The 20,856-nt window shown below is 66.0% G+C and carries 18 protein-coding genes; 8 read left to right on the top strand and 10 right to left on the bottom strand.

All coding sequences use genetic code 11. From position 1 onward, the window contains the following. Positions 1-96: 96 nt before the first annotated feature. Entirely contained in the window at positions 97-948 is an 852-nt protein-coding gene (locus tag AC1DWR_RS19290; RefSeq protein WP_477624984.1) for a GAF and ANTAR domain-containing protein, read from the top strand. A 125-nt stretch (positions 949-1,073) separates the two neighbouring features. Here AC1DWR_RS19290 and AC1DWR_RS19285 read toward each other — a convergent pair whose 3' ends face one another. The 10 genes from AC1DWR_RS19285 to AC1DWR_RS19240 form a co-directional block, all read right to left on the bottom strand. Continuing rightward, positions 1,074-2,282 (bottom strand): MFS transporter, encoded by a 1,209-nt coding sequence (locus AC1DWR_RS19285; protein ID WP_477624983.1) that lies wholly within the window; start codon positions 2,280-2,282, stop codon positions 1,074-1,076. Positions 2,283-2,299: 17 nt separating this feature from the next. Continuing rightward, entirely contained in the window at positions 2,300-2,518 is a 219-nt protein-coding gene (locus tag AC1DWR_RS19280) for a DUF397 domain-containing protein (RefSeq protein ID WP_477624982.1), read from the bottom strand. Positions 2,519-2,539: 21 nt separating this feature from the next. After that, a complete protein-coding gene (locus tag AC1DWR_RS19275; RefSeq protein ID WP_477624981.1) occupies positions 2,540-3,373 on the bottom strand; it encodes a helix-turn-helix domain-containing protein in 834 nt (277 codons plus the stop codon). A gap of 55 nt (positions 3,374-3,428) precedes the next feature. Beyond that, a complete protein-coding gene (locus AC1DWR_RS19270) occupies positions 3,429-4,103 on the bottom strand; it encodes a hypothetical protein (RefSeq protein ID WP_477624980.1) in 675 nt (224 codons plus the stop codon). Beyond that, positions 4,100-5,236 (bottom strand): C40 family peptidase, encoded by a 1,137-nt coding sequence (locus AC1DWR_RS19265; RefSeq protein WP_477624979.1) that lies wholly within the window; start codon positions 5,234-5,236, stop codon positions 4,100-4,102. Before AC1DWR_RS19265 ends, AC1DWR_RS19270 begins: the two co-directional genes overlap by 4 nt. Positions 5,237-5,860: 624 nt before the next feature. Beyond that, positions 5,861-7,873 carry a hypothetical protein gene (locus tag AC1DWR_RS19260; RefSeq protein WP_477624978.1) on the bottom strand — a complete coding sequence of 671 codons (2,013 nt, stop codon included), beginning with the start codon at positions 7,871-7,873 and terminating at the stop codon, positions 5,861-5,863. A gap of 1 nt (position 7,874) precedes the next feature. Then, the gene (locus AC1DWR_RS19255; protein WP_477624977.1) at positions 7,875-10,418 is read right to left on the bottom strand and encodes an ATP-binding protein; all 2,544 of its coding nucleotides are present in this window, start codon (positions 10,416-10,418) and stop codon (positions 7,875-7,877) included. Continuing rightward, a complete protein-coding gene (locus AC1DWR_RS19250; protein WP_477624976.1) occupies positions 10,415-10,840 on the bottom strand; it encodes a hypothetical protein in 426 nt (141 codons plus the stop codon). The genes AC1DWR_RS19255 and AC1DWR_RS19250 overlap by 4 nt, the downstream gene beginning before the upstream one ends. 4 nt (positions 10,841-10,844) lie before the next feature. Then, on the bottom strand, positions 10,845-11,132 hold the full coding sequence (locus AC1DWR_RS19245; RefSeq protein WP_241668439.1) for a hypothetical protein: 288 nt from the start codon (positions 11,130-11,132) through the stop codon (positions 10,845-10,847). Positions 11,133-11,339: 207 nt separating this feature from the next. Continuing rightward, on the bottom strand, positions 11,340-12,020 hold the full coding sequence (locus AC1DWR_RS19240; protein WP_477624975.1) for a TetR/AcrR family transcriptional regulator: 681 nt from the start codon (positions 12,018-12,020) through the stop codon (positions 11,340-11,342). A 289-nt stretch (positions 12,021-12,309) separates the two neighbouring features. Here AC1DWR_RS19240 and AC1DWR_RS19235 point away from each other — a divergent pair, with 289 nt between their 5' ends. The 7 genes from AC1DWR_RS19235 to AC1DWR_RS19205 form a co-directional block, all read left to right on the top strand. Next, positions 12,310-13,614, top strand: a complete 1,305-nt coding sequence (locus tag AC1DWR_RS19235; RefSeq protein ID WP_477624974.1) for a sugar ABC transporter substrate-binding protein — start codon at positions 12,310-12,312, stop codon at positions 13,612-13,614. A gap of 2 nt (positions 13,615-13,616) precedes the next feature. Beyond that, positions 13,617-14,579, top strand: coding sequence for a carbohydrate ABC transporter permease (locus tag AC1DWR_RS19230; protein ID WP_477624973.1), 963 nt, complete (start codon positions 13,617-13,619; stop codon positions 14,577-14,579). A gap of 58 nt (positions 14,580-14,637) precedes the next feature. Continuing rightward, on the top strand, positions 14,638-15,483 hold the full coding sequence (locus tag AC1DWR_RS19225; RefSeq protein WP_477624998.1) for a carbohydrate ABC transporter permease: 846 nt from the start codon (positions 14,638-14,640) through the stop codon (positions 15,481-15,483). A gap of 147 nt (positions 15,484-15,630) precedes the next feature. After that, positions 15,631-17,937, top strand: coding sequence for an exo-beta-d-1,3/1,6-glucosidase (locus AC1DWR_RS19220; protein ID WP_477624972.1), 2,307 nt, complete (start codon positions 15,631-15,633; stop codon positions 17,935-17,937). Between the two features lie 455 nt (positions 17,938-18,392). Continuing rightward, positions 18,393-19,460, top strand: coding sequence for a LacI family DNA-binding transcriptional regulator (locus AC1DWR_RS19215; protein WP_477624971.1), 1,068 nt, complete (start codon positions 18,393-18,395; stop codon positions 19,458-19,460). A gap of 160 nt (positions 19,461-19,620) precedes the next feature. Then, the gene (locus tag AC1DWR_RS19210) at positions 19,621-19,866 is read left to right on the top strand and encodes a WhiB family transcriptional regulator (RefSeq protein WP_477624970.1); all 246 of its coding nucleotides are present in this window, start codon (positions 19,621-19,623) and stop codon (positions 19,864-19,866) included. Between the two features lie 829 nt (positions 19,867-20,695). Next, on the top strand, positions 20,696-20,856 hold a 161-nt coding region (locus tag AC1DWR_RS19205; protein WP_477624997.1), incomplete at its 3' end, for a helix-turn-helix domain-containing protein.

The raw sequence follows: 20,856 nt of genomic DNA, 5'->3' as shown, positions 1-20,856 counted from the left end.
AGACCCTGATGGGCAGGTCTTGGTAGTCCGCGGGCGCCGTATGCACTCGAGCCAACGCTTGCTCGTCACTTCACTGCAAGGACAGTTGGAGGCGACGTGGACCCTTACCTTCCCGAGAACGTGGTCGAGCTGGACGGTTCGGCATCCGCGTGGCGTGGCGAGCGTGCGATGCCGGTGCTCGACTCGATCATCGACGTGGCGAAGCAGTTGGTGCCCGGGACCCACGTGGGGATCTGCGTCGCAGACGACACCGGGACGCTGACGACGCTGGCAGGCACCGATCCACTCGTGTTCGCGCTCGACGACATGCAATTCGCCGTGGACGAAGGTCCTTCCCTCAGCGCCGTCAGGGACGGGCACACTGTCATCATCGACGACGCCGAGAGTGAGCACCGGTGGCCCAGGTTCATGCCATACGCCGTCAACATGGGCCTTCGCTCGCACCTTGGGCTGCCGATCTACGTCCAGGACCAAACCCTCGGCGGGCTGAACCTGTATTCCACACTGCACACGCACCTGGATGCCGACCGCTTGGCCCACGCGAGGGTGTTCGCTGCCCAGGCTGCCATCGCCCTGAGCCAGAGCCGACGCGAGAACCACCTGGCAACGGCACTGCAGTCGAGCAGGACGATCGGGAAAGCCATCGGCTTGACTATGGAACGGTTCGACCTCGACGACGAGGAAGCATTCGAGCGCCTGGCCCGTCTGTCCCAGAAGACCAACGTCAAGCTCCGCGACATCGCGGCACACCTGGTCAAGCAGTCGAACGACCTGCGACACGTTCCCGAAGCTGGCCAGCCCCATCTCCAACAACCCGTCAGCGGCCACATAGCGCTGCCACGCCACGACGCCACGAACCAATCCGGCAACGACGCCACCGACGGCTGGTCTTCACTCGCCCGCCCGGAAGCCCACGACGAAGTCACGGATCTCCTCCCCGGCCTGTAGAGCCTGGCCTAAGGCTGCCCAGAGCGAGCGAACAGTCCGACAGACGACAGGGCAAGGTCATCCGCCCATACGCGCCTCCTCTGCCTCTAAGCGTGCGTCACACCGCCGCAAGGCAAGGAGTTTGACTACTTACCCGTGCGGACGCTGACAAAGTAGGTCGCTGTTGCGAGAGCGCATCCCAGCGCCAAGAGCAACGGTGCGGCAAGTCCGGCAACGCTGCCAACTAGACCACCAACGAGGGCGCCGACCCCGGCTGAACCGAGGCCCAGCGTCCGCGTGCCAGCACTGACGCGACCCAAGAGATCGTCCGGAGTGAGGACCTGCCGCGCTGACGCACCGATGACGGTGACCGTCATGCTAGCCAGCCCAATTAGCACGAGAGCGGCGCCGGCGAGCCAACGGTTTGGCCATAGCCACATGGCGCCCCACGCAATGCCCTGTGCAAGCAGGCCGAAGGCGTACACATGAATGCTCGCTAGTTGTCTTTGGATACGCGGAGCCAGCCATGCCCCGAGCAGGCCGCCAACCGCGATCATCGCGAGGAGCACGCCGAAGCCTCGGTCGCCCAGGTGGAGGCGATCTTGTGCGAAGAGGACCAGAGGCGCAAAGGCGATGTTGTAGGTCAGGTTGAAGCTGGCCATCCCGAGGGTCAGTGCCCGCAACTCGCGATGCCCCCACAGGAACCGCACGCCCTCCCTCATGGAGGCGCGCACTCCCGTTGGGGCCGCTGATCGCTCCTCGGGACGGTCGATGCCACCCAGACCCGCCAGCAGCAGAGCCGACACCACGAAGGTGAGGGCGTTGCCGGCGAATGGCAACACCATGGCCAGTGAGAAGAGGGCGGCACCGAGGGGCGGTCCTATCAGCGACCGACCGACGAGGTCGAGTGACCACAGGCGGCTATTTGCTCGCGCGAGAACACCCGGTTCGCGGCCGACAACCTGAGGGATGGCTGCTTGTGCCGCGGGATCGAAGAAGCAGCTCGCCACACCGATCGCGAAGACAACCAGAACAAGCATCCACAGCGATGCGACATCAAGAGCCACAGCGATGGCGACCCCAGCCAACAATATGGCCCTTGCGACGTCGGCCAGCACCATGGTTCTCCGCCGCGGCCACCGGTCAACGAGCGCTCCTGCGGGGAGGCCGACGGCGAGCCACGCGGCATACCCAGCAGCCACCGTCAGGGACACGCCGACCGGGTTCCGAGTGATGGACGCCGCGAGCAAAGGGACGGCCGCAAGGACCATGCCCTGGCCTGCGATCGATACTCCCGTGGAGGCGAGCAGCCTGCCGAGACCGCCGACTCCGGGGGTCTCGACAGGCTGACGCATCTCCACAGGATTACTCATCAGCTCGTGCGCAGCCTGTCGTACTCGAATTCGCCAAGTGCGACGCCGCCGGTGAACGCACGCCACTCCCGCTCGTTGAACTCCAGGATCGGGCCGTCGCCCTGCGCCTTGGTGTCACGCACACCAACGGTGTCGTCGACGAAGGCGATCTCCACACATCCGCCGCTGTCGCTCAGGACGCTCTTGCGCCAGTGGGCTGACTTCCACTTCTCATCCATCGGATTTCCCCTCAGATGGGTTCACGACGCCAGTTGACGCCGAGTCCTTTCGATCAGGAGCCGTGAGGCGTCCTTGTCGAGCGCGTCTCGTTGGAGGTCGCGAAACAGTCGTCGATAGGCAGCCACGTCGGTCTCGGACGACAGATACAGATCGGCCGTCTGCGCTTCTACGAGGACGACTGGAGTGCCTTCGGCGAAGTCATAGAGGACGAACGAGCCTGCTGCGTATGCCGCTCGGTCACCTTGACCGGGTCGGATGCGAAGGTCCACGATCCCCTCGTCGACGACATCGAGGACGGCACTCAGCTGCTCGTGCATCGTGGCGCGGCTGCCAGGGCTCCGCTCGAGGACACCCTGCTCGACGACGACCTGGTACGCCACTCTGCGCCGGTTCCGGAGAGCGTCCTGTCGCGTCTGTCGTCGTGCAGCGATGCCCTCGGGTGATGGGAACCGTCCGGACTTGGCAATCGCGTTCGCATACGAGGGCGACTGAAGCAGGCCCGGGAACCACAGGGCTTGGTACTGCAAGAGCCGCTTCACGCGTGCTTCTACCGCACCGACCTCGGCTTGGCGACGCCGTGGACCACCAGCCCTGACGACCCATGCTCCCTGCGCACCATCGTCTCGAGCTACCCAACTGAGGATCTCGGCCCGGATCTCTTCTGCAACGCCGTAGTAGTCCAACAGGGCCGCGATCTCGCCGATCGAGGCGCCGAACCGACCGGTCTCGACGCGAGAGACCTTGGACTGGGACCACCCGAGTTCGCGGGCCACTGCCGACCCCGACAGTCCCGCCTGCTCGCGGATGCCGCGCAGCTCGTTTCCAACCCTTGCGTTGGAAGCCAAGTCACCCATGGGGTCGTCCGATGCACATATGCATAGGACCACCATACAGACGGCGAGCATGGGATTACTCCACCCAGACGTTGGAGGCGTGCTCCCAACGCAGGCTTGGGTGGGGTTCGGCCGGGTAGTCGCGTGCCCATCGGTACCAGTCGCGCTCGGCCATGACGGTGATGGCGAGGTCGCCGTCGTTGGTCATGCGGACGGGGCTGACCGCTCGTAGATCGGTTTCGACGCTGTCCCCTGCAACGACGACGCGGGCGCCCACGGGGTCGGGGTGTCCTTGCACTGAGTGAAGGGTTCGGAGCTCTGGCGTATTGGGGTCTCTGTTGAGGTTGTCCAACCAGACGACCGAACCCGGGTCTTCGGCCGGAGTGGTGGAGGAGACATATTGCTCGACCCAAACGCGTGAACGCCCGACGGCGAAGCGATTGGTGCTCTCGCAGTCGCCGTAGTAGTCCCGCTCCTCTTGGACCCAGACGGCGGGCTCGTCTACGCCTCTGACCTCGGGGACCACTTCCGAGACGATCCGCAGACTGTCTTTCCAGCCGTGGGCAAGCCAGTTGCCGTCATGGGTATAGCTGGTCATCAGGAACCGAGCCCGTCGCCCTGTGAGGGGCTCGTTGAGGCCCAGTGCGCGGCGAATCAGAAGTGCTGGGAAGTGGTCGTTGAGGCGCCCCACAGAGTCGTCACGATCGGTCATTTCGGCCTCAGCGAGATCGTCGAACTCTGCGCCGGTCATTGCTGGGATCCTGAATCAACCTCGTCCGTTGCGCCATCAGGGCGGGCGACTAGGGCGAGTTGGGACGAGTAGTAGGGATCCTTGAGTACGTCGTGGACGACCTCGACCGTCTTGCCCGTGCGCGGTGCGTGGACCATCCCGCCTTGCCCGTCGTAGATGCCGACATGGTGGTAGCTGCCGGGCGGGTCGCCGGGGGAGTGGAAGAACAGCAGGTCGCCAGCTCGAAGCTGCGATCCAGGAGGAACGTGGGGCAGGGCAGCGGCTTGAGCGTCGGTGACCCGGGGGAGTGTCCTTCCGGTGGCCTGGTGGTAGGCGTATTGGACCAGGGAGGAGCAGTCGAAACCAACCGTTGCGCTGCCCGGTCCGAATCCGTTCCCTGGCCCGCCGATGCCTCCACCGCCCCAGCTGTAGGGAGTGCCCAGAAACTGCAGGGCTGAGGCGACTGCGTTGGAGCCTTGGGTGCCGTCGCCGGTGTAGTCGGCATTGGTGTAGCAGGTGGCAGACAGCACGGTCGGGTTGGCGACGATCTGTTGCGCGAGGGGTTCCCATCGGGCGTAGGCGTCGGGGAACGCACTGGCCTGTACCGCCTGGGCCGCGCTCGTGAGTGGCATGGCCTCGAAACCGTGGATCTGGACCAGCCCCTTCTGACCGCCCTTCCCGCCTTCATAGAACATCCTGGCGGCGGTCTCGGGGTTGAGTCGGTCGGCGTCTGAGCCCCAGCCGGCGCGTTGCTGGAAGAGGCCGAGGCTGTCGAGGTGACCGTGGTCGAGGTTGGTGAGGCTGGACTCCTGCAGGGCGGTTGCGACGGCGATGACCCAACCGTAGGCCGGCACGTTGAGCTGGCGGCCAACCGCGACGATGGTCTGGGCATTGGCGAGCTGCTCCCCGCTCAGGTCCTGGGCGTTGGCGCCTGAGGTCGCAGCGAAGGCCGTGGTGGCGGTGGAGCAGTTCCCGGCGACCTGGGCCGTGCCTGAGTCGCTATCTCCGGTGGTGAACAGCAGCAGGACGATCAGGCCCATCGCGAGGGCGCCAACCATGGCCACGGGGAGGACAATGAGCCCTAGGCGGATGAGGCGACGCAAGACGACCTTGCGAGCCATCTGCGCGGCGGCTGCGACCAGCGGGGCGGGCATATCAGTTCCCTGAACTCGCTGTGGCTGGTGACAGCGACGGGGTCGGTGCACCGGGTGGGGCGTCGTCCGGGGCGAGCGTGTTGGCTTTCCACGTGCCGCTCTGGTTGACCAGATCAACGGCGATGCGGCCCCCGTCGGTGGGCACGCTGACCGTGGCGGTGGCGCCCTTGATCGACTTCAGGGCAGCGTCACCGGTGACTCGGGTGGCTGGGACTTGGGCTGGGTCAGTTCCAGTGAGGGCCGAAATGAGGGATGGGGTTCCCCAGCGTTTCATGCCGGTCAGCCACGGCGTCTCCCCGTGGGTGGTGGTCGACCAGGCAGTGACGAACGCTGTGGCCACCGCGACCGGGGAGCCAGCCGAGACCTTGGTTGGCGTGGTTGAACTCTGGCTTGCTGTGGCCGATTCAACTGGCGCCGTCGGGTCGCTGAGGGTGGTCGTCGCGGCGGGCACGGTGGGCACGGATGCGGTCAGGGGTGGCCGCGGGGCAGATGCGGCCGAGGCTCCCACTCCGTTGGTCAAGCGGCCGAGGGCTGCGAGCAGGACGAGAGCCAGAACGGCCGTCACGGTCAGGTTGCGCCATGACCACAGCGGCCATCGCACGGCGCGGCCGACTCCTCCAGCGTTCATTCCTCGGCTCGTTTCTGCATGCTCAGGACCGTCTGCTTGGTGTCGGGGTCGTAGAGGCGTGGTCCGACACCGTCACGCCGGAATTGCGTGTGCGAGTCATGGGCCAGGTTGGGGATCTCGCGGGCGTCCGCTGGGATCTGAGGGACTATCCGTCCGCTGATCGGGGTCTGTCCGCTTGTGGCTCGGACGTTCACAGGGTCGGGTTCCGGCGTCTGCCGGACTTCACCAGCGAGGGCGTATGCCGGGCTCTCGCGATCGGCGTCCGCCTCGGCAAAGTCGGGGGCAAAGCCGGGGCCTTGGTTCGCGGTGACGGAGTGCGCGGGCCTGGGTGCCTCAACGGAGCTGAGTTGAAGGTGTTGCGGCGCCGGCAGGCCTCTCTCGGAATCGGCGACGGTGGGGAAGTAGGCGGGTCGTCCGAAGGCTTCGGCGGGAAGCCCGGTGTGTCGGTAGCGACGGTGGACACCGGTGTCCTGCGTGGCTGCCTTCTCGTCGCCATCGGCCTTCTGGTTCTGGTTGGCGTTCTCGTTGGCTGCGTCGACGCCGTGTTGGGTGGCCAGTCGCCTGGAGGTGTAGTTCCAGATCTCACGCCCGCCACGTTTGGCCCAGCGTGGGCCTCCGGAGTGACCGAGGATGTTCGTGAACGACAGCAGGGGGAACAGCACGATGAACGCCGCCACGGTCGCCACCATGCACAGCACGATGCCCAGGACGCCCATGCCGGTCGTGGTGGCGCGGGACAGGACTGCCGAGATGATCGTGGCGTGGACCGCGGACCCGGCCGAGAACGCGACCACGTTGACCACCGCGGCACCGCCCATGCTGAACACGCGCCGCACGATCGATGCCATCGGGGCCATGACCCCAACTACGGCGATAGCGGGGAACAGCATGACCAGGAACCGCAGCATGACCAGGCCGGCAAAGAGGAAGATGTCGGCGGCCAGCCGGAACAGCAGGCTGAAAGTTGACCCGAGTGCGACCATCACACCGGTTCCTGCGCGACCACCGGCCTTACCCTGCAGGTAGCCGTACGCGACCGGGTCCTGCTTCTCAATCTCGGCGGCCGTCTTCTTCCAGTTCTCGGCCTTCTTCTCGGCGATCCGCTTGCCCGCATCGGGGTCCTGCTCTGCCTGGCGGGCTTCGGCCCAGGTGAAGGCGCTGGCCTTGAACAGGTCCGGGCCCCACTTCTTGGCCGCTGGGGAGTCCGTGGAGCCGAGCTCGCCGCGCAGCCAGTTGTCGTACAGGACGCGGTCGACCACCAAGGCCCCCTGGGCGCGTGCGGGATCGGACGAGGCGGGCAGGTTGGTCAGGCCGCTGACGCCGCTGCTGATCGCCGAGACGCTCGAGGTGACCGTGCTGTCGAAGAAGGTGGCGACCCGGGTCGGGTACTGGCCGATGCCGGCGACGATCGCTGTCACCAGCAGTGCCCACGCGGCGGCGGAGGTCACCGACGACAGTCGACCGCTCATCGAGTAGAACAGCAGCAAAGCACCGACTCCGACGAGTGCGGTGGCGCCCCACGGGGACCAGATCGAGTCATGCAGCCGCTGCGTCACGCCGGCAACGACGTCGTCAAGCGGGGCCATGTACTCCTCGGGATGGGCAACCTTGTTGTGCAGCCCGTTGGTGGCTGCGGCACCCCACGTCGCGGCGGACATCAGGAAGTTGCCGGTCGCGGTGTCGATGCTGGCCTCGACGTCGCGCAGGCCACCACCGCAGCCAAGGTCGTAGGTGTGCCACCCGAGTCCGGCGTACCCGTATTGCTCGTACACGCTGGTCGAGGGATGGTCGGCGAACGGGTCGCGCGGTTCCGGTGGGGTCTTGGGCCGTTCGTCGAGGAACCCGGTTATCCCGGACCCGGGCAGCTGCGCCGTGGGTGCGTCCTTGCAGTCCGGCACACCTGGGATGGTCGGTGCCGCCGAAGCTGCCCCGGCCAGACCCACACCGACCCCGGCGAGGATCGCGCCGATGGCCAGCATGCGGCATATGACCCCCCGCAGAGCAGCCATGTCAGGCACTCTCCCTCTCGGGCTCGTCCTCGGCTGTCGTTGGGGTGGGGGAGAGCTCAGTTCGGGCCACCCGGTTGCGGGCCTGATCGGGCTGGGCCGTGGTGTTCAGCGCAGCCAGCAGGTGGGGGTGGGCGGACAGGTCCATGCGGATCCGTTCGATGCCGCCGGTGCCGTCGCTGAAGATGAACTCTCGAGACCCTCGGCGGCCTTCACGGGTCGGGCGGGACAGGGTGCCGAATATCGACTCGTAGCCCATTCCGTCGCGGATGCCGGGCAGGAACCGCAGCGCGTCGGTCTGGGCGTCCTCCCCCGTGAGGCGGCCGATGAACGCGGCCGAAATGAGGTTGGCCAAGTCGAGCTTGAGCAGGTCGGCCGGGTTCTGCGAGGCCATCAGCACGCGGGTGTTGTGCTTGCGGGAGTCGCGGGCGGCTCGGTCGATGAACCGACGGCCGGTGCTGAAGGTGGACAGCGCCCACGCCTCGTCGATGAAGATTCCCTTGCGGGCGTTGACATCCCCGAGGTACATGCCGCGTTGGGTGAGCCACGCGGCGAGGTAAAGCACGCACATCGACAGTCGCTCGTCGAGATCCTCACTGTTGGCGGTGGACTCGTCCGGCAGGGCAAGTCCACGCAGGCTGTACACCGTCAACAGCGGGTCTTCCCGCCCGTAGTCCTGCTGGTACCCGGACGGGAAGATCAACCGGCCGTGGCTGGTTTTGGCAGCCTCGGTCAGGAAGTCCGCCATGTACCCGGCGTGCCGACGCAGGTCCGGGTCCCCGTCCAGTCGCGTCAGTGCGTCGACGACCTCGTGGGTGGATGCGGTGTGCCTGGCCGACACCGCACCGACGGCACGCATCAAGGCCACCTCGGTCAGCATGTGGTCCTGCAGCTGCCGCGGCAGCATTGCCCGCAGCACCGACGAGGTGAGCAGGCGGCGGGTGTCCTCCGCCTGGTTCTGTGCCGTGCGCCAGTCCAACTCAGAGTCGTAGTGCTCACGGCGTGGTTCAGCGATGACGCGATAGGTGCACAGCGAGCCAGGTGGTGCGTCGAGCAGGTCGATCGCCTGGGACACCTCCGCCAGCTCCGGCAGACGGCACAACGCGGTCAGTCGCCCGGAAGGGTCGAGCACGGTCCACGGGACGCCCTGCATCACGGTGCGGTAGATGATGTTCCCGCCGGCAGTGGACTTGCCCCCGCCCAGACCCGCGCACAGGACCGCGAGACCGGACTCTTCTCGGGTCTCGGTGCTCTCCCACGGCTCCCACGTGACGACGCGGGCGCTGGTACCGGACGTCTCGCCGAGGTGGATCCCGACCCGGTCGCCCACCTTCGCGGTGGCGGCGGGGACTGCGGCGGCGAGGGTGGTCACCGGCATACGCCGCTTGTATGCCGTGGACGCCAGCTTCTCGCCGGGGATGAACTCGCGTGCGATGGCGTACTGGTCCGCGGGGCGGGCGATGGTGATCTGGGGCGTGTAGAGCTTGCGCAGCAGGCTGGCCCGCTCGAGTGCCTCCTCCTCCGATGCTCCGGAGACCGCAATGCGGTACCAGCCGGTGGTGCGGGTCGATAGCCCGGACAGGCCCATCGAGATCTCGTCCTCGACGCCCAGGGCCTTGTCGGCCTGACGGTCCAGGGCGCCGGGGGCGGGCTCGTGGTGCTCGACCTCGTAATGGTCCTTCTGGGCGCGGATCTTCTGGATGTTGCGACGCATCGCCATCCCCACCTTGGCGGAGTCCTCGATCGTGACCCGGGCGGACCACTCGACCGGGAAGCCGAGCTGGTCGGTGCGCTGCATCCACGGGATGCCGGCGGGGATCTCCAGGTCGGTCATCCGGCCGACGGACAGGACGCACACGTGCCGTTCGACGCGCTGGTTCTCGTTCTCCCCGATGACGCGCAGGGTGCGGGCGTAGGGTTCGGCGAACCATTGCACGTGGTCGGTGAACTCGTGCAGGTCCTCTTCCTCCCAGCGGCCGTCGTCGACAGCCCCGAGTGTCAGTGGTGCGGGTAGGCCGAGGGAGCAGGACCGGTGCAGCAGCCATTCCAGCTCGCGGGGTGTGACCGGTGCACCGTCCATGCCCGGGGCAACCATGATCTCGTCGGTGACGCGGATCTCCTTGGACAGGGCCGAGACCTCTCGGTCCGAGAACGTGCCGGCCAGCCCGCCGAGCGCTTTGTAGAGGCCCTTGCGTGCGGGGATCTCGACGCCGACGTAGACCTCCTTGTCGGCCATGCTGCGACCAGAAAGGTGCTGCTGGTCCGTCAGGAGGTGGTTGCGCCACCCGGGCAGCGGGGCCGGGGCGTTCTCGTCGTGTGCGGCGGCCCACCGACTCACCGGGTAGGGCCTGGTCGTGACCCGGATGTGCAGCTGACGCTTGACCAGTTGGGCGTACGCATCCGCACCATCGATGATCAGCTGCTCTCGCACGCTGTCTGGGCGGAAGGACCATCCCTGCGGATCGAGGAGGTACCAAGCCACGATCCGGTCGGCGGTCACCGTGCAATGGCCGCTGATCCGGCGCAGCGCTATCCCCGGCTTGCTCATGACGGAGCCTCTCTTGATGCTGGCTTGGCTTGAAGGCGGGCTGCCTTGCGTTGGGCCCGGCTCAGGCGTGTGGGGACGGCACGTACCCGAGCCGGGTGCATGAGGCCCACCGTGGGTCGGGTGCGCTCTCGCGGGGCGCCGACCTCGTGGGCAAATCCAGCGATGACCGAGCCGAGTGGCCGGTCTGCGTCTACGACGTTGAGGATGAGTCGGGTCATCCCGACGGTGACCAACAGGGTGTAGGCGAGGCTGAAGAACCCCAGGCCGATGCCTAGTCGTCTCTCGATGACCTGCAGGAGGACAAAGACCAGGGCGCCCACGGCGTACGCGACGTACCGCGCTCGGAAGGGCAGGGTCTTGTTGGGCGGACCCAGCCAGACGGCGTTGACGTTGTAGATCTCGTCATCGACGGGAAGTCGCATCGGATCAACCTGTGATGAGCCCGGCCATCCAGGCGCCGAGATTGTCAGCTTGACCACTGCTGGCGATGCCGAGCACGGCCAGAGCCACGACAACTCCGGCCACAACCTTCATGGCTTTGGCGTTGTCGCCACGCTGAGCGAGCACGAACAGCATCACCGCGATGAGCAGGAGCAGCAGTGGGATGACGTTGTCCTTGATCCAGGACTGCAGGCCTCCGGTGTTGGCAGCCGAGACGAGTGTGGTGTTCAGGGTGTTCATGATCGTCCCCAATCGGTTGGTGCGAGTGGCCACCCGCGCCACCATTAACCCGCCCGATATACCCTCAGTCCACCAATTGTCGGCGTTTGAGACGATTACTTACCGTTTGTTGACCTTCCGTTCGCATGGCCATCCCTCGGCCCGGCCTCGCGCGTGACGGGTCCACCACGGCTGGGGCTTCTCGCTCGGGCAAGTCGCGCGTTTCAGCGAACTCACGGGACAAGCAATGAGTGTGAGCATTTATGGCGATGGCGATGGCGATGGCGATGGCGTGGCGGGCCGGGTTGCCCTGCGACCGGGCCGGGCTTGCTCCCGCACGCCGAGCGTGTGCCGGAATCCCTCGAGGAACTGATCGAACGCGGCGACCATGTCGACCTGGTTGTTGAGTAGCCATTGCACCTGCAGGCCGTCCAGGACCGCGATGAGCTGTTGCGATGCTTCGGTGAGGTCGACGTTCGCGTTGATCTGGCCGGTGTCGCGGGCGACCGCTAGCTGATCCACGAAGTACTGAGTGACGTCTTCGTATCGGGCGACAAAGAAGTCGTGGGCGGGGTGGTCTGGGTCGGTCGCCTCGGCGGACAGGGTCACGAACAGCTGCGTCAGGCCCGGGGTCGTGGCGTTGTGGGCGATCAGCTCGCGGAGGCCGTTCAGCAGTGAGAGGCCCTCCTGTGGAGGGCGGCCTTGGCGTGAGAGGGCTTCACGGTGCTCGAGCACCGCAATGAGAAGTCGCTGTTTGGAACCGAAGTGGTGCAGGACGCCGGTGTCGCTCACCCCAACCCGGTCGGCGATCTCGCGCAAGGACCCGCCGCGGTACCCCAGCCGCCCGAAGACGTCCAGCGCGACGTCGAGGATCTGGACCCTGCGGGCGGCGGTCTTGGCGTACGGCCCTCGGGGCCCACGCGCACTCGTTGCAGTGCTCATGCGCCCAGCATAGAAAATAGGCATTTGAAAACCTAGCGAGTGCCACGTTTTAGGGCTATGGTCTGGCTATCTCATATCAGCGACACCCCTCGGCGTCGGGACGGTTCGGTCTACGAATCGATGAAAGCACGGTCAACCCGGGCACCCGCCTGAGGGCGTCGAATGGCTATTCCGGGCAAGTCTTGGTCAAAGCATGGCGACGGTCATTCGACCCTTCGCGAATGCGCAGAAGCTCCGTAGTAGATGCAAAGCGTCACGGCTCCCGCGACGGCAACCAACATCACCGACGATGGATGGAGAAACATCAATGTTCCACATGACGACAAAGGCCGCGGCGGCGGTCATGGTTGTATCTGCGGCCTTGGTCCTCACGGCCTGCGGCCGAAACAGCGAAGGCTCGGGGGCGCCGGTAGCGGCGGGAACGATCGCCGCTGGCCCCGCCAAGGGCACACTGACCGTGTGGGCGCAGGCTGACGAAGGTGCCGCCTTGCCCGCATTCGCGAAGGAGTTTGAGGCTGCCAACCCCGGCGTGAAGGTGAACGTCACCGCCCTGCCGTGGGATGCCGCGCACAACAAGTACCAGACCGCGATCGCCGGCGGCTCAACGCCCGACCTGGCCCAGATGGGGACCACGTGGATGGGGGACTTCGCGAATGCGTTCGTCCCGACGCCCACCTCCATCGACACCAGTGGCTTCTTCCCAGGTTCAGTGAAGTCCACCCAGGTCGGTGGCACCACCTACGGCGTCCCGTGGTACGTCGACACGCGGGTCATCTACTACCGCAAGGACCTCGCCGCGAAGGCCGGGTACACCACGTTCCCGACCGGCTGGGACGACTTCAAGGCGATGGCCAAGGCGATGCAGACCAAGGCCGGAGCGAAGTGGGGAATTAGCCTGCCGGTCAGCGGGTCCGACTCCTTCCAGTCGATGCTGTCCTTCCCGTGGTCGGCCGGGGCGCAGCTGACCGACACGGGCCAGGCCAAGTGGACCCTGGACAGCCCTGAATGGGTCAAGGCGATGACCTACTACAAGAGCTTCTTCACCGACGGGATCGCGACTCCCAACCCCAACACGGGGGCGGGCGCGGCGGAGTCCGCATTCGTGAACGGCTCCATCCCCATGTTGATTGGTGGTCCGAGCGAAATCGGCGCGCTCACCAAGGCCGGCGGTTCAGGTTTCGCTGACAAGTTCGGCGTCGGAGTGGTCCCGAAGGACGCGTCGGCAACATCGTTCGTCGGCGGCTCTGACCTGGTCGTGTTCAAGAAGAGCAAGAACCAGGACGCGGCCTGGAAGTTCATCCAGTTCCTCACCCAGCCCGACGTGCAGGTCAGGTGGCAGAAGAAGCTCGGTGACCTCCCGGCGCTGCAGAGCGCTTGGAAGGACCCGGCGCTGGCGAATGACCCGAAGCTTTCTGTCTTCGGCGAGCAGCTCAAGGACACGAACTCGCCGCCGTCGCTGAAGACCTGGACACAGGTCAGTTCGGCAGCCGACAGGACCCTTGAGCAGATCATCAGGGCCAATGTGGCCCCCCAGGACGCGATGAAGAGCCTTCAGGCCACCGCCAACTCCATCGGCACCGGAACCGGCGGCTGACCATGGCCACGGTGACCCCGGTCGGCGCGGGTGAGGTCTCCCGCGCCGACCGGCAGGGCAGGCCGGGCGGCCGAGGTGGCGTGACCCAGTCACGTCGTCGCAGGCAGGGCCTGGTGGCGTGGTTGTTCGCGCTGCCGTTCGTGCTCGGCTTCGGCATCTTCATGCTGTTGCCGATCGTGTCCTCGTTCGTGATGTCGTTCACCGATTTCACCAGCAGCGACGTGCAGGATCCACTGGCGGTGGGGTTTGTCGGCGTCAGCCAGTACGCCGACTTGTTCAGCAACCCGCAGTTCCTCAAGTCGATGTGGGTCACCGCCTACTTCGTCATCGTGGGGATACCCCTCACCATGATGGTGGCGCTGGCCCTGGCCGTCGCGCTGAACAGCGGCATCACCCGCTTCCGCACCGTGTTCCGGGTCGGCTTCTACACCCCGGTGGTGACCAGCATCGTCGCGGTGGCCGTGGTGTGGCGGTTCATCCTGCAGGACAACGGGCTCCTCAACGCCATGCTCGGGTTGGTCGGCATCGACGGACCCAACTGGCTGAACAGCACGACCTGGTCGATGCCGGCCATGATCCTGGTAGCGGTGTGGCGGAACATGGGCACGCTGATGATCATCTTCCTGGCCGGGCTCCAGAACATCCCCGAAGAGGTCAAGGAAGCCGCGCTGATCGACGGGGCCAACCCGTGGACGACGTTCCGGCGCATCACCCTGCCACTGCTGCGACCCACGTTGCTGCTCGGAGCGGTGCTGCTGTCCGTCGGATACCTGCAGTTCTTCGAGGAACCGTTCGTCATGACCAAGGGCGGGCCACTGGATTCCACCCTGTCGATCAGCTACTTCACCTACAACCAGTTCGGCTTTGGCAAGTACGGCACCGCATCCGCGGCGAGCTACATCCTGTTCGTGGCGATTGCCCTGCTGAGCCTGGTCCAGTTCCGAGCCCTGCGGTCCAAGGATTGAGAGCGTCATGACAACTACTGAAGACACGCCGCTGGCGCTTGAACCCGGCGGTCAGGGAATGCCCTTCGGACGGTGGCGGGGCGGTCGCAGGCCGACTCGGCGATGGTTGATCTATGCGGCACTGGTCGTTGCAGGAGCTGCGACCATGCTGCCGTTCGTCTGGATGGTGCTCAGTTCCTTCAAGACGCAGGGCGAAATCCTGAGGAACCCCACCGGGTTCTGGCCGGCCGACCCGACCTGGGCCAACTACGCCAAGTGGTTCAGCGAGCTCAACATCCAGAAGTTCTTCGTCAACAGCCTGCTCGTCGCTGTCGTCACGGTGCTTGGCAACTTGGCGTTCTGCTCGATGGTCGGCTACGCATTGGCCAAGATGGACTTCCCGGGCAAGCGCGTGCTGTTCGTGCTCGTGATGATCACCCTGATGACCCCGGGCGTCGTGACCTTCGTGCCGTTGTTCGTCCTGGTCAGCAAGATCGGTCTGGTGAACACCTACCCCGCACTGTTCCTGCCGTTTCTGACCACACCGCTGGGCGTGTTCCTGATGCGTCAGTTCATGCAAGGGATCCCGGACTCACTGATCGAAGCAGCCCGCATCGACGGCGCGGGTGAGGTCAGGACCTTCGCCCGTATTGTCCTGCCGTTGTGCGGCCCGCCGTTGGCCACCCTGGGCATCCTGACGTTCCTCGGCTCGTGGAACAACTTCCTGTGGCCTCTCGTCGCGGCCCAGAGCGAGGACAAGTACACGCTCCCGGTGGCGCTGTCGCTGTTCTCCACCGGACAGGACGCGACCGACTACGGGCTGCTGCTCGCCGGGTCCGTCCTGGTCATTACACCCATTGTGTTGCTGTTCGTCTCCCTGCAGCGGTTCTTCATCCAGAGCGTCGCCTCCGCAGGAATCAAGTAGCACGCCGGCCGATCCGAGGGCGGCGACGAGAAGCCGTCCCCCTCGGATCGGCTGAGGCGTTCGCCCCTACTGCCATCAACCCCACCATCAACAACTATCAAGACCGGAGTCGTCCATATGGCCTCGTCGAGCCTGTCCCGCTCGCCCATGCCCCCCCTGACCGCCGCATCGTATCGAGACTCGTCCCTCAGCATTGAGGACAGAGTCGACGACCTGCTCACGCGCATGACGGTCCAGGAAAAGGTGGGCCAGCTTCTGCAGCTCGATGCCACCGGCGACCTGGAGGACATCGTCATTACCAGGTGCGCCGGGTCCATCTTGCACGCCTCTCCAGAGCAAATGAGCCAGGCGGTGGCGCTGGCCTCCCAGACGCGGCTCGGGATTCCACTGCTCACGGCGGAGGACTGCATCCACGGTCACTCGTTCTGGCCGGGAGCGACCATCTTTCCGACCCAGCTGGCGATGGCCGCCACCTGGGATGCCGACCTGCTCGAACGCTGCGCCCGCGTCACCGCCGTCGAAGCGGCCGCAACCGGCATCCACTGGGTGTTCTCCCCGGTCTTGTGCATCACCCGTGACCTGCGCTGGGGCCGCGTGGACGAGACCTTCGGCGAAGACCCGTTCCTGATCTCCGAGCTCGGCTCTGCGATGATCCGCGGATATCAGGGAGAAGGGCTAGATGACCCGACGGCGGTCCTCGCGTGCGCAAAGCACTTCGCCGGCTACTCCGAGACCCAGGGCGGCCGCGACGCCAGCGAGGCCGATATCAGCCCACGCAAGCTCCGGTCGTGGTTCCTGCCGCCGTTCGAGCGAGCGGTCCAAGAGGGCTGCCGCACGTTCATGCTCGGCTACCAGTCGCTGGACGGCGTGCCCATCACGGCCAACTCGTGGTTGCTCCAGGACGTGCTGAAGAAGGAGTGGGGGTTCAGCGGAACGCTGGTCACTGACTACGACAACGTCGGACGCATGGTGTGGGAACAGAAGGTGTGCGCCGACGACGCCGAGGCTGCCGCTGTTGCCGTCCGGGCTGGCAACGACATGGTCATGGCCACGCCGTCGTTCTTCGAGGGCGCCCAGGAAGCCGTGACCAGGGGCCTGCTGACCGAGGATGACATTGATGATGCAGTCCGTCGCGTGCTGCGCCTCAAGTTCGAGCTCGGGCTCTTCGAGGATCCGCGCCTGCCCGACCCGGTCCGCCAGGCCGAGGTGATCGCATGCGCTGACCACTCCGACGTCAACCTGCAGATCGCCCGCCGATCGCTCGTGCTGTTGCGGAACGACGGCACTCTGCCGCTCGACGGCGGCCCGGCCTCTGGCGCTGCGGCAAGCGGACCGGCGGACGGCTCGAGCCCGGAAGGCGTCGTACCCCGGAGACTGCTCGTGGTCGGGCCCAACGCTGATGACCCGCACGCCCAGCTCGGCGACTGGGCCGGCGGCTCGGGCCAGCTGGTCTGGATGGGCGAGGGTCACCCGCGCGACACGGTCGAGACCGTGCTGGACGGCCTCCGGGCTGTCGTCCCCGCCGAGTGGACGGTCACTCATCATCGCGGCGCGGAGATCGGGGAGCTCAAACCCAACCCTGCCGGCGCGGTGTTCCCCGACGGTCAACCGCGGTATCCGGTGCTCGAACCTGCCACGCCGGACCCGGCCATGATCGCCGAGGCGGTCGAGGCCGCGCAGCGCGCGGATTACATCATCGCTGTCGTCGGCGACAACGTCTCGCTGACTGGGGAAGGCCGCTCCACCGCCACCCTGGAGCTCCTTGGCGGCCAAGTGGCGCTGCTCGAAGCGTTGGCGCAAACGGGGACTCCCATGATCGTGGTGCTGCTCAACTCCAAGCCGGCCGTCCTCCCCGAGGCGGCCTTGAACGCCGCGGCACTCATCCAGGCCTTCAACCCCGGCATGCGCGGCGGACGTGCCATCGCCGAGCTCATCCTGGGCCGGATCGAGCCGTCCGGACGCCTACCGGTGTCGTTCGCCCGACATGTCGGACAACAGCCCGTCTACTACAACACCCTGCGAGGACAGCATGGCGACCGCTACGCCGACCTCACCCAGGACCCTCTGTTCGCCTTCGGAGAGGGCCTTAGCTACTCCACCGTGGAATACGCCGATCTCGTCGTGCACACCCCAGAGGTGACCCCGGCCGAGAACATCTGCGCCGAGGTGACGCTGACCAACACCGGCGCCCGCCCGGCGCTGGAAACGGTTCAGGTGTACGTGAGCGACCTAGTCACGACGGTCACGTGGGCGGAGACGGAGCTGAAGTCCTACAAGCAGGTCACCATCGAGCCGGGCGAGAGCGTGACCATCGACCTGAGGCTTCCCGCTGCCTCCTGCACCGTGGTCACCGCCGACAGCCGCCGAATCGTCGAGCCAGGCGATTTCACCCTGCTCGTCGGCCCGAGCTCCCGATCGACCGACCTCCTCAGCGCCAGCTTCCGTATCGCATGAAGTCCTCCACTGAGTGTCGATTTGGCACTAGGGATGCGGGCAGCGCGCAAGCCCAAGCCTGTCGCATGTCCTCGCAGCCGGGCTGTTCCTGGTCCTGCGACGCAGGTGTGGAACGAGACGCACTATTGGGGTCGCCGACCTGCAAAGAGGTGATCGAGCCGGGGTCGGGAATCGAACCCGCGCGCCCGAACACGGCTGCGCAGAGCGAGCCGCTCGTAATGGCATCAGCCCAGGGGCATTCGCGGCGGAGAGTTTTGGCCGAGGAGACGACGTCAGTGGACAAGTGTGACTGCCCACTCGACCACCCGGCCCACCGCGACCACAAGGGCGGCCTTGGCCCGACAGTGCTTGGGACGGGCGGCGTCTGGCCGATGACGAGAGAGCGCGTCGCCGATGGCTAGACCAACCTCGCAGCACAAGGACGGGGAACATCGGGGCCAGGGGAAGGCAGTTTCGTGAGCACCATCAAAGATGTGGCCCACGCCGCCGGTGTGTCCGTTGCCACCGTCTCCCGTGCCCTTCGAGGGATGGACAGCGTTCGCCCCGAAACGCGTGACAGGATCCAGCGGTTGGCATCGGAAATGGACTTCGTGGCCTCGCCCACGGCCGCATCGCTTGCCTCGGGCCGGACCAAGGTCATCGCCGTCGTCGCACCATCGCGGACCCGTTGGGATCTCGCGACCCTGGTCAGGGGCATTGACCGCAGGTTGCGTCAACACGATCACATGGTCTTCCTTGTGGACCTGGAAGATGAGGGTGGCAACCCCCGCAGGAGGCTGTCACAGACGATGTTGCTGAAGCGCGTCGACGGCGTTATCGCGCTCAGCGTCTCAGTTGACGAGGGAGAGTTGACGATGCTCGACCGGCTGGACCTTCCCCTGGTGGCTGTCGGGACGCCCATCCCGGGACGTTCCCTGATTCGAATCGATGACGTCCGCGCAGCCCGCGTGGCCACGGAACACCTGATCGGGCTGGGCCATACCCGCATTGCCTTCGTGGGGATCAGGCCGGACACCATCGGTCAGACGCAAGCGTCGCAACAGCGCCTGCAGGGCTTCAGGGAAGCCGTTGCACATCATGGCCTTTCCTACCCAGCGCACTTCATCATCGATGCGGGATGGACTGCTCTTTCGGCTTCACTCTCCGTCAGCGAGCTGCTTCGGGCCGCGGACCGTCCGACAGCGGTGATGACGGTCTCTGACGGAGTTGCGATGGGGGTCCTTCAGGCCGCGCGGCGTCTTGGATTGAGGATTCCGCACGACCTGTCGGTGATCGGCATGGATGACCACGTGTTCTCGGACGTCATGGATCTCACCACCATGCGACAGGACCTCCAGGCCCAGGGCGAGATGGCTGCCGAGATGCTCCTTCAGCGTGTGCGTAACCCAACTATCCCGGCAGTGATCGTGACAACGCCCACCGAGCTGGTCCTCCGCGGCACCACGGGGAGGCCTGGACAGGACTCGTCTGACCTAGCCCTTCGAGTCGGCTCCTCGGGGGTCGCCCAGCGCGCCGCAACCTAGGAATGACCACGGGCGTTGGTTGAGAGGCCCGCACGTGGTTCAACAAATGCCCGAATCGATAGAAGGTCCCGCCTGTGGTCGGGCCTAGAAGGTGGCGCAATGCCGCGGAGAGTAGGTAGCCATCGTTCGAGCAGCACGCCTTCCGGGCCCGGTCGCCGACGTGTGGGGCTGGCAGTTGGAGGGCGCATGTCGAGAGGCAAACCCAGAGCTCTTCTTCCATCCCGAGGGCGAGCGTGGCGCTGAGCGTCGTTCCCGAGGGTCACAGGCCCTCGCGGTTTGCAGCGCATGCCCAGTGGTCCAGCGTTGCCGTGATCATGCCCTGGCAGCGGGCGAGCCGTACGGAGTATGGGGCGGGATGACCGAGGACCAACGGTTGGCCCAGCGAGGCACCTCCATCACCGCGTGATACCGCTGCTCCACAACACTCAACTCCACGAGCATCAGCCCGGTCCTCCCACGCGACAACAACGCCACGCACGACGGTCCGGGACGGCAGCGTCACCCATCAAGTGGAGCCAACGTGTAACCCATCAAGCGGAGTCGGACATCTGCCGAAGCTTTGCCGAAGCTTCGCCTGTGAGGACTTTCTTTACTGGCTTAAACGCGGCTTCGCCGCGAGCCGCGCCTGCGGCGCGGCCGTGCCGGGCATGCGGCCTGGCGGCCGTTCCGGGCGCGGCCGCGCCGAGGGCGGCACATAGAAGTAGCGCCCTGGTCAGACTCCAGGACGCTTCTCTCAACTCAGGCTCAGCTCACCGTCTACTGCGCTGATGACGGACGGAGCAGGCGGGCGCATGGCTGCCGTAAGCCCCAGCCAGCACCTTCCGGCGTACTCCGGTCTTCGGACCCGTGGAGCTGACTTCCGTACCGGCATCGCAGCCGGCCACCTTCCAGCCCGTCGTCGTTCGGTCAATGCGCAGGCCCGCGTGGCTGGCTCCCGCGCGCGTCGCACCCACCGCTTTGCCCACCGCTTTGCCGCCGAAACATTCGCTACATCAACGAGCCAACCGGCACTCGCTCTGGGCGAGTTGTGCGGGAGCGACACTTGGATCGGCAGCAACGAGAACACCCGGAAGAGTCGGGCGCAAAAACAAGGGGTTGGGGGTTCGAGTCCCCCCGTCGGCTCCCTGATCTGTACGACTTCGCCTGATGCTTGACGTTTGGGGCTTCGGTTGATGCCTGACAGTGTTTCGGTTGATGGTTGACACCTACTTCGGCTGATCCTTGACACTCCCTTGATGAGGGAGATGAGCGTGGCTGAGCAGCGGTACAAGGCGGTTCTGGCGGTCATCAGTGACGGCCGCACGGTGAAGGAGGTCGCGGCCGCCTGGTCGGTCTCGCGGCAAACCCTGCACGAGTGGTTGGCCAGGTACGAGCTGGGCGGTTTGGAGGGGAGCTG

This window comes from Pedococcus sp. P2_E2, from assembly GCF_056403955.1.
The sequence above is the reverse complement of the archived record's forward strand: the minus strand, read 5'-3'. Positions and strand labels throughout refer to the sequence as shown.

Bases quoted from the DNA above. Each gene is read 5' to 3' on its own strand.
- AC1DWR_RS19285 (WP_477624983.1), bottom strand. From the start codon at position 2,282: ATGCGTCAGCCTGTCGAGACCCCCGGAGTCGGCGGTCTCGGCAGGCTG.
- AC1DWR_RS19280 (WP_477624982.1), bottom strand. From the start codon at position 2,518: ATGGATGAGAAGTGGAAGTCAGCCCACTGGCGCAAGAGCGTCCTGAGC.
- AC1DWR_RS19275 (WP_477624981.1), bottom strand. From the start codon at position 3,373: ATGGGTGACTTGGCTTCCAACGCAAGGGTTGGAAACGAGCTGCGCGGC.
- AC1DWR_RS19270 (WP_477624980.1), bottom strand. From the start codon at position 4,103: ATGACCGGCGCAGAGTTCGACGATCTCGCTGAGGCCGAAATGACCGAT.
- AC1DWR_RS19265 (WP_477624979.1), bottom strand. From the start codon at position 5,236: ATGCCCGCCCCGCTGGTCGCAGCCGCCGCGCAGATGGCTCGCAAGGTC.
- AC1DWR_RS19260 (WP_477624978.1), bottom strand. From the start codon at position 7,873: ATGGCTGCTCTGCGGGGGGTCATATGCCGCATGCTGGCCATCGGCGCG.
- AC1DWR_RS19255 (WP_477624977.1), bottom strand. From the start codon at position 10,418: ATGAGCAAGCCGGGGATAGCGCTGCGCCGGATCAGCGGCCATTGCACG.
- AC1DWR_RS19250 (WP_477624976.1), bottom strand. From the start codon at position 10,840: ATGCGACTTCCCGTCGATGACGAGATCTACAACGTCAACGCCGTCTGG.
- AC1DWR_RS19240 (WP_477624975.1), bottom strand. From the start codon at position 12,020: ATGAGCACTGCAACGAGTGCGCGTGGGCCCCGAGGGCCGTACGCCAAG.
- AC1DWR_RS19235 (WP_477624974.1), top strand. From the start codon at position 12,310: ATGGATGGAGAAACATCAATGTTCCACATGACGACAAAGGCCGCGGCG.
- AC1DWR_RS19230 (WP_477624973.1), top strand. From the start codon at position 13,617: ATGGCCACGGTGACCCCGGTCGGCGCGGGTGAGGTCTCCCGCGCCGAC.
- AC1DWR_RS19225 (WP_477624998.1), top strand. From the start codon at position 14,638: ATGCCCTTCGGACGGTGGCGGGGCGGTCGCAGGCCGACTCGGCGATGG.
- AC1DWR_RS19220 (WP_477624972.1), top strand. From the start codon at position 15,631: ATGCCCCCCCTGACCGCCGCATCGTATCGAGACTCGTCCCTCAGCATT.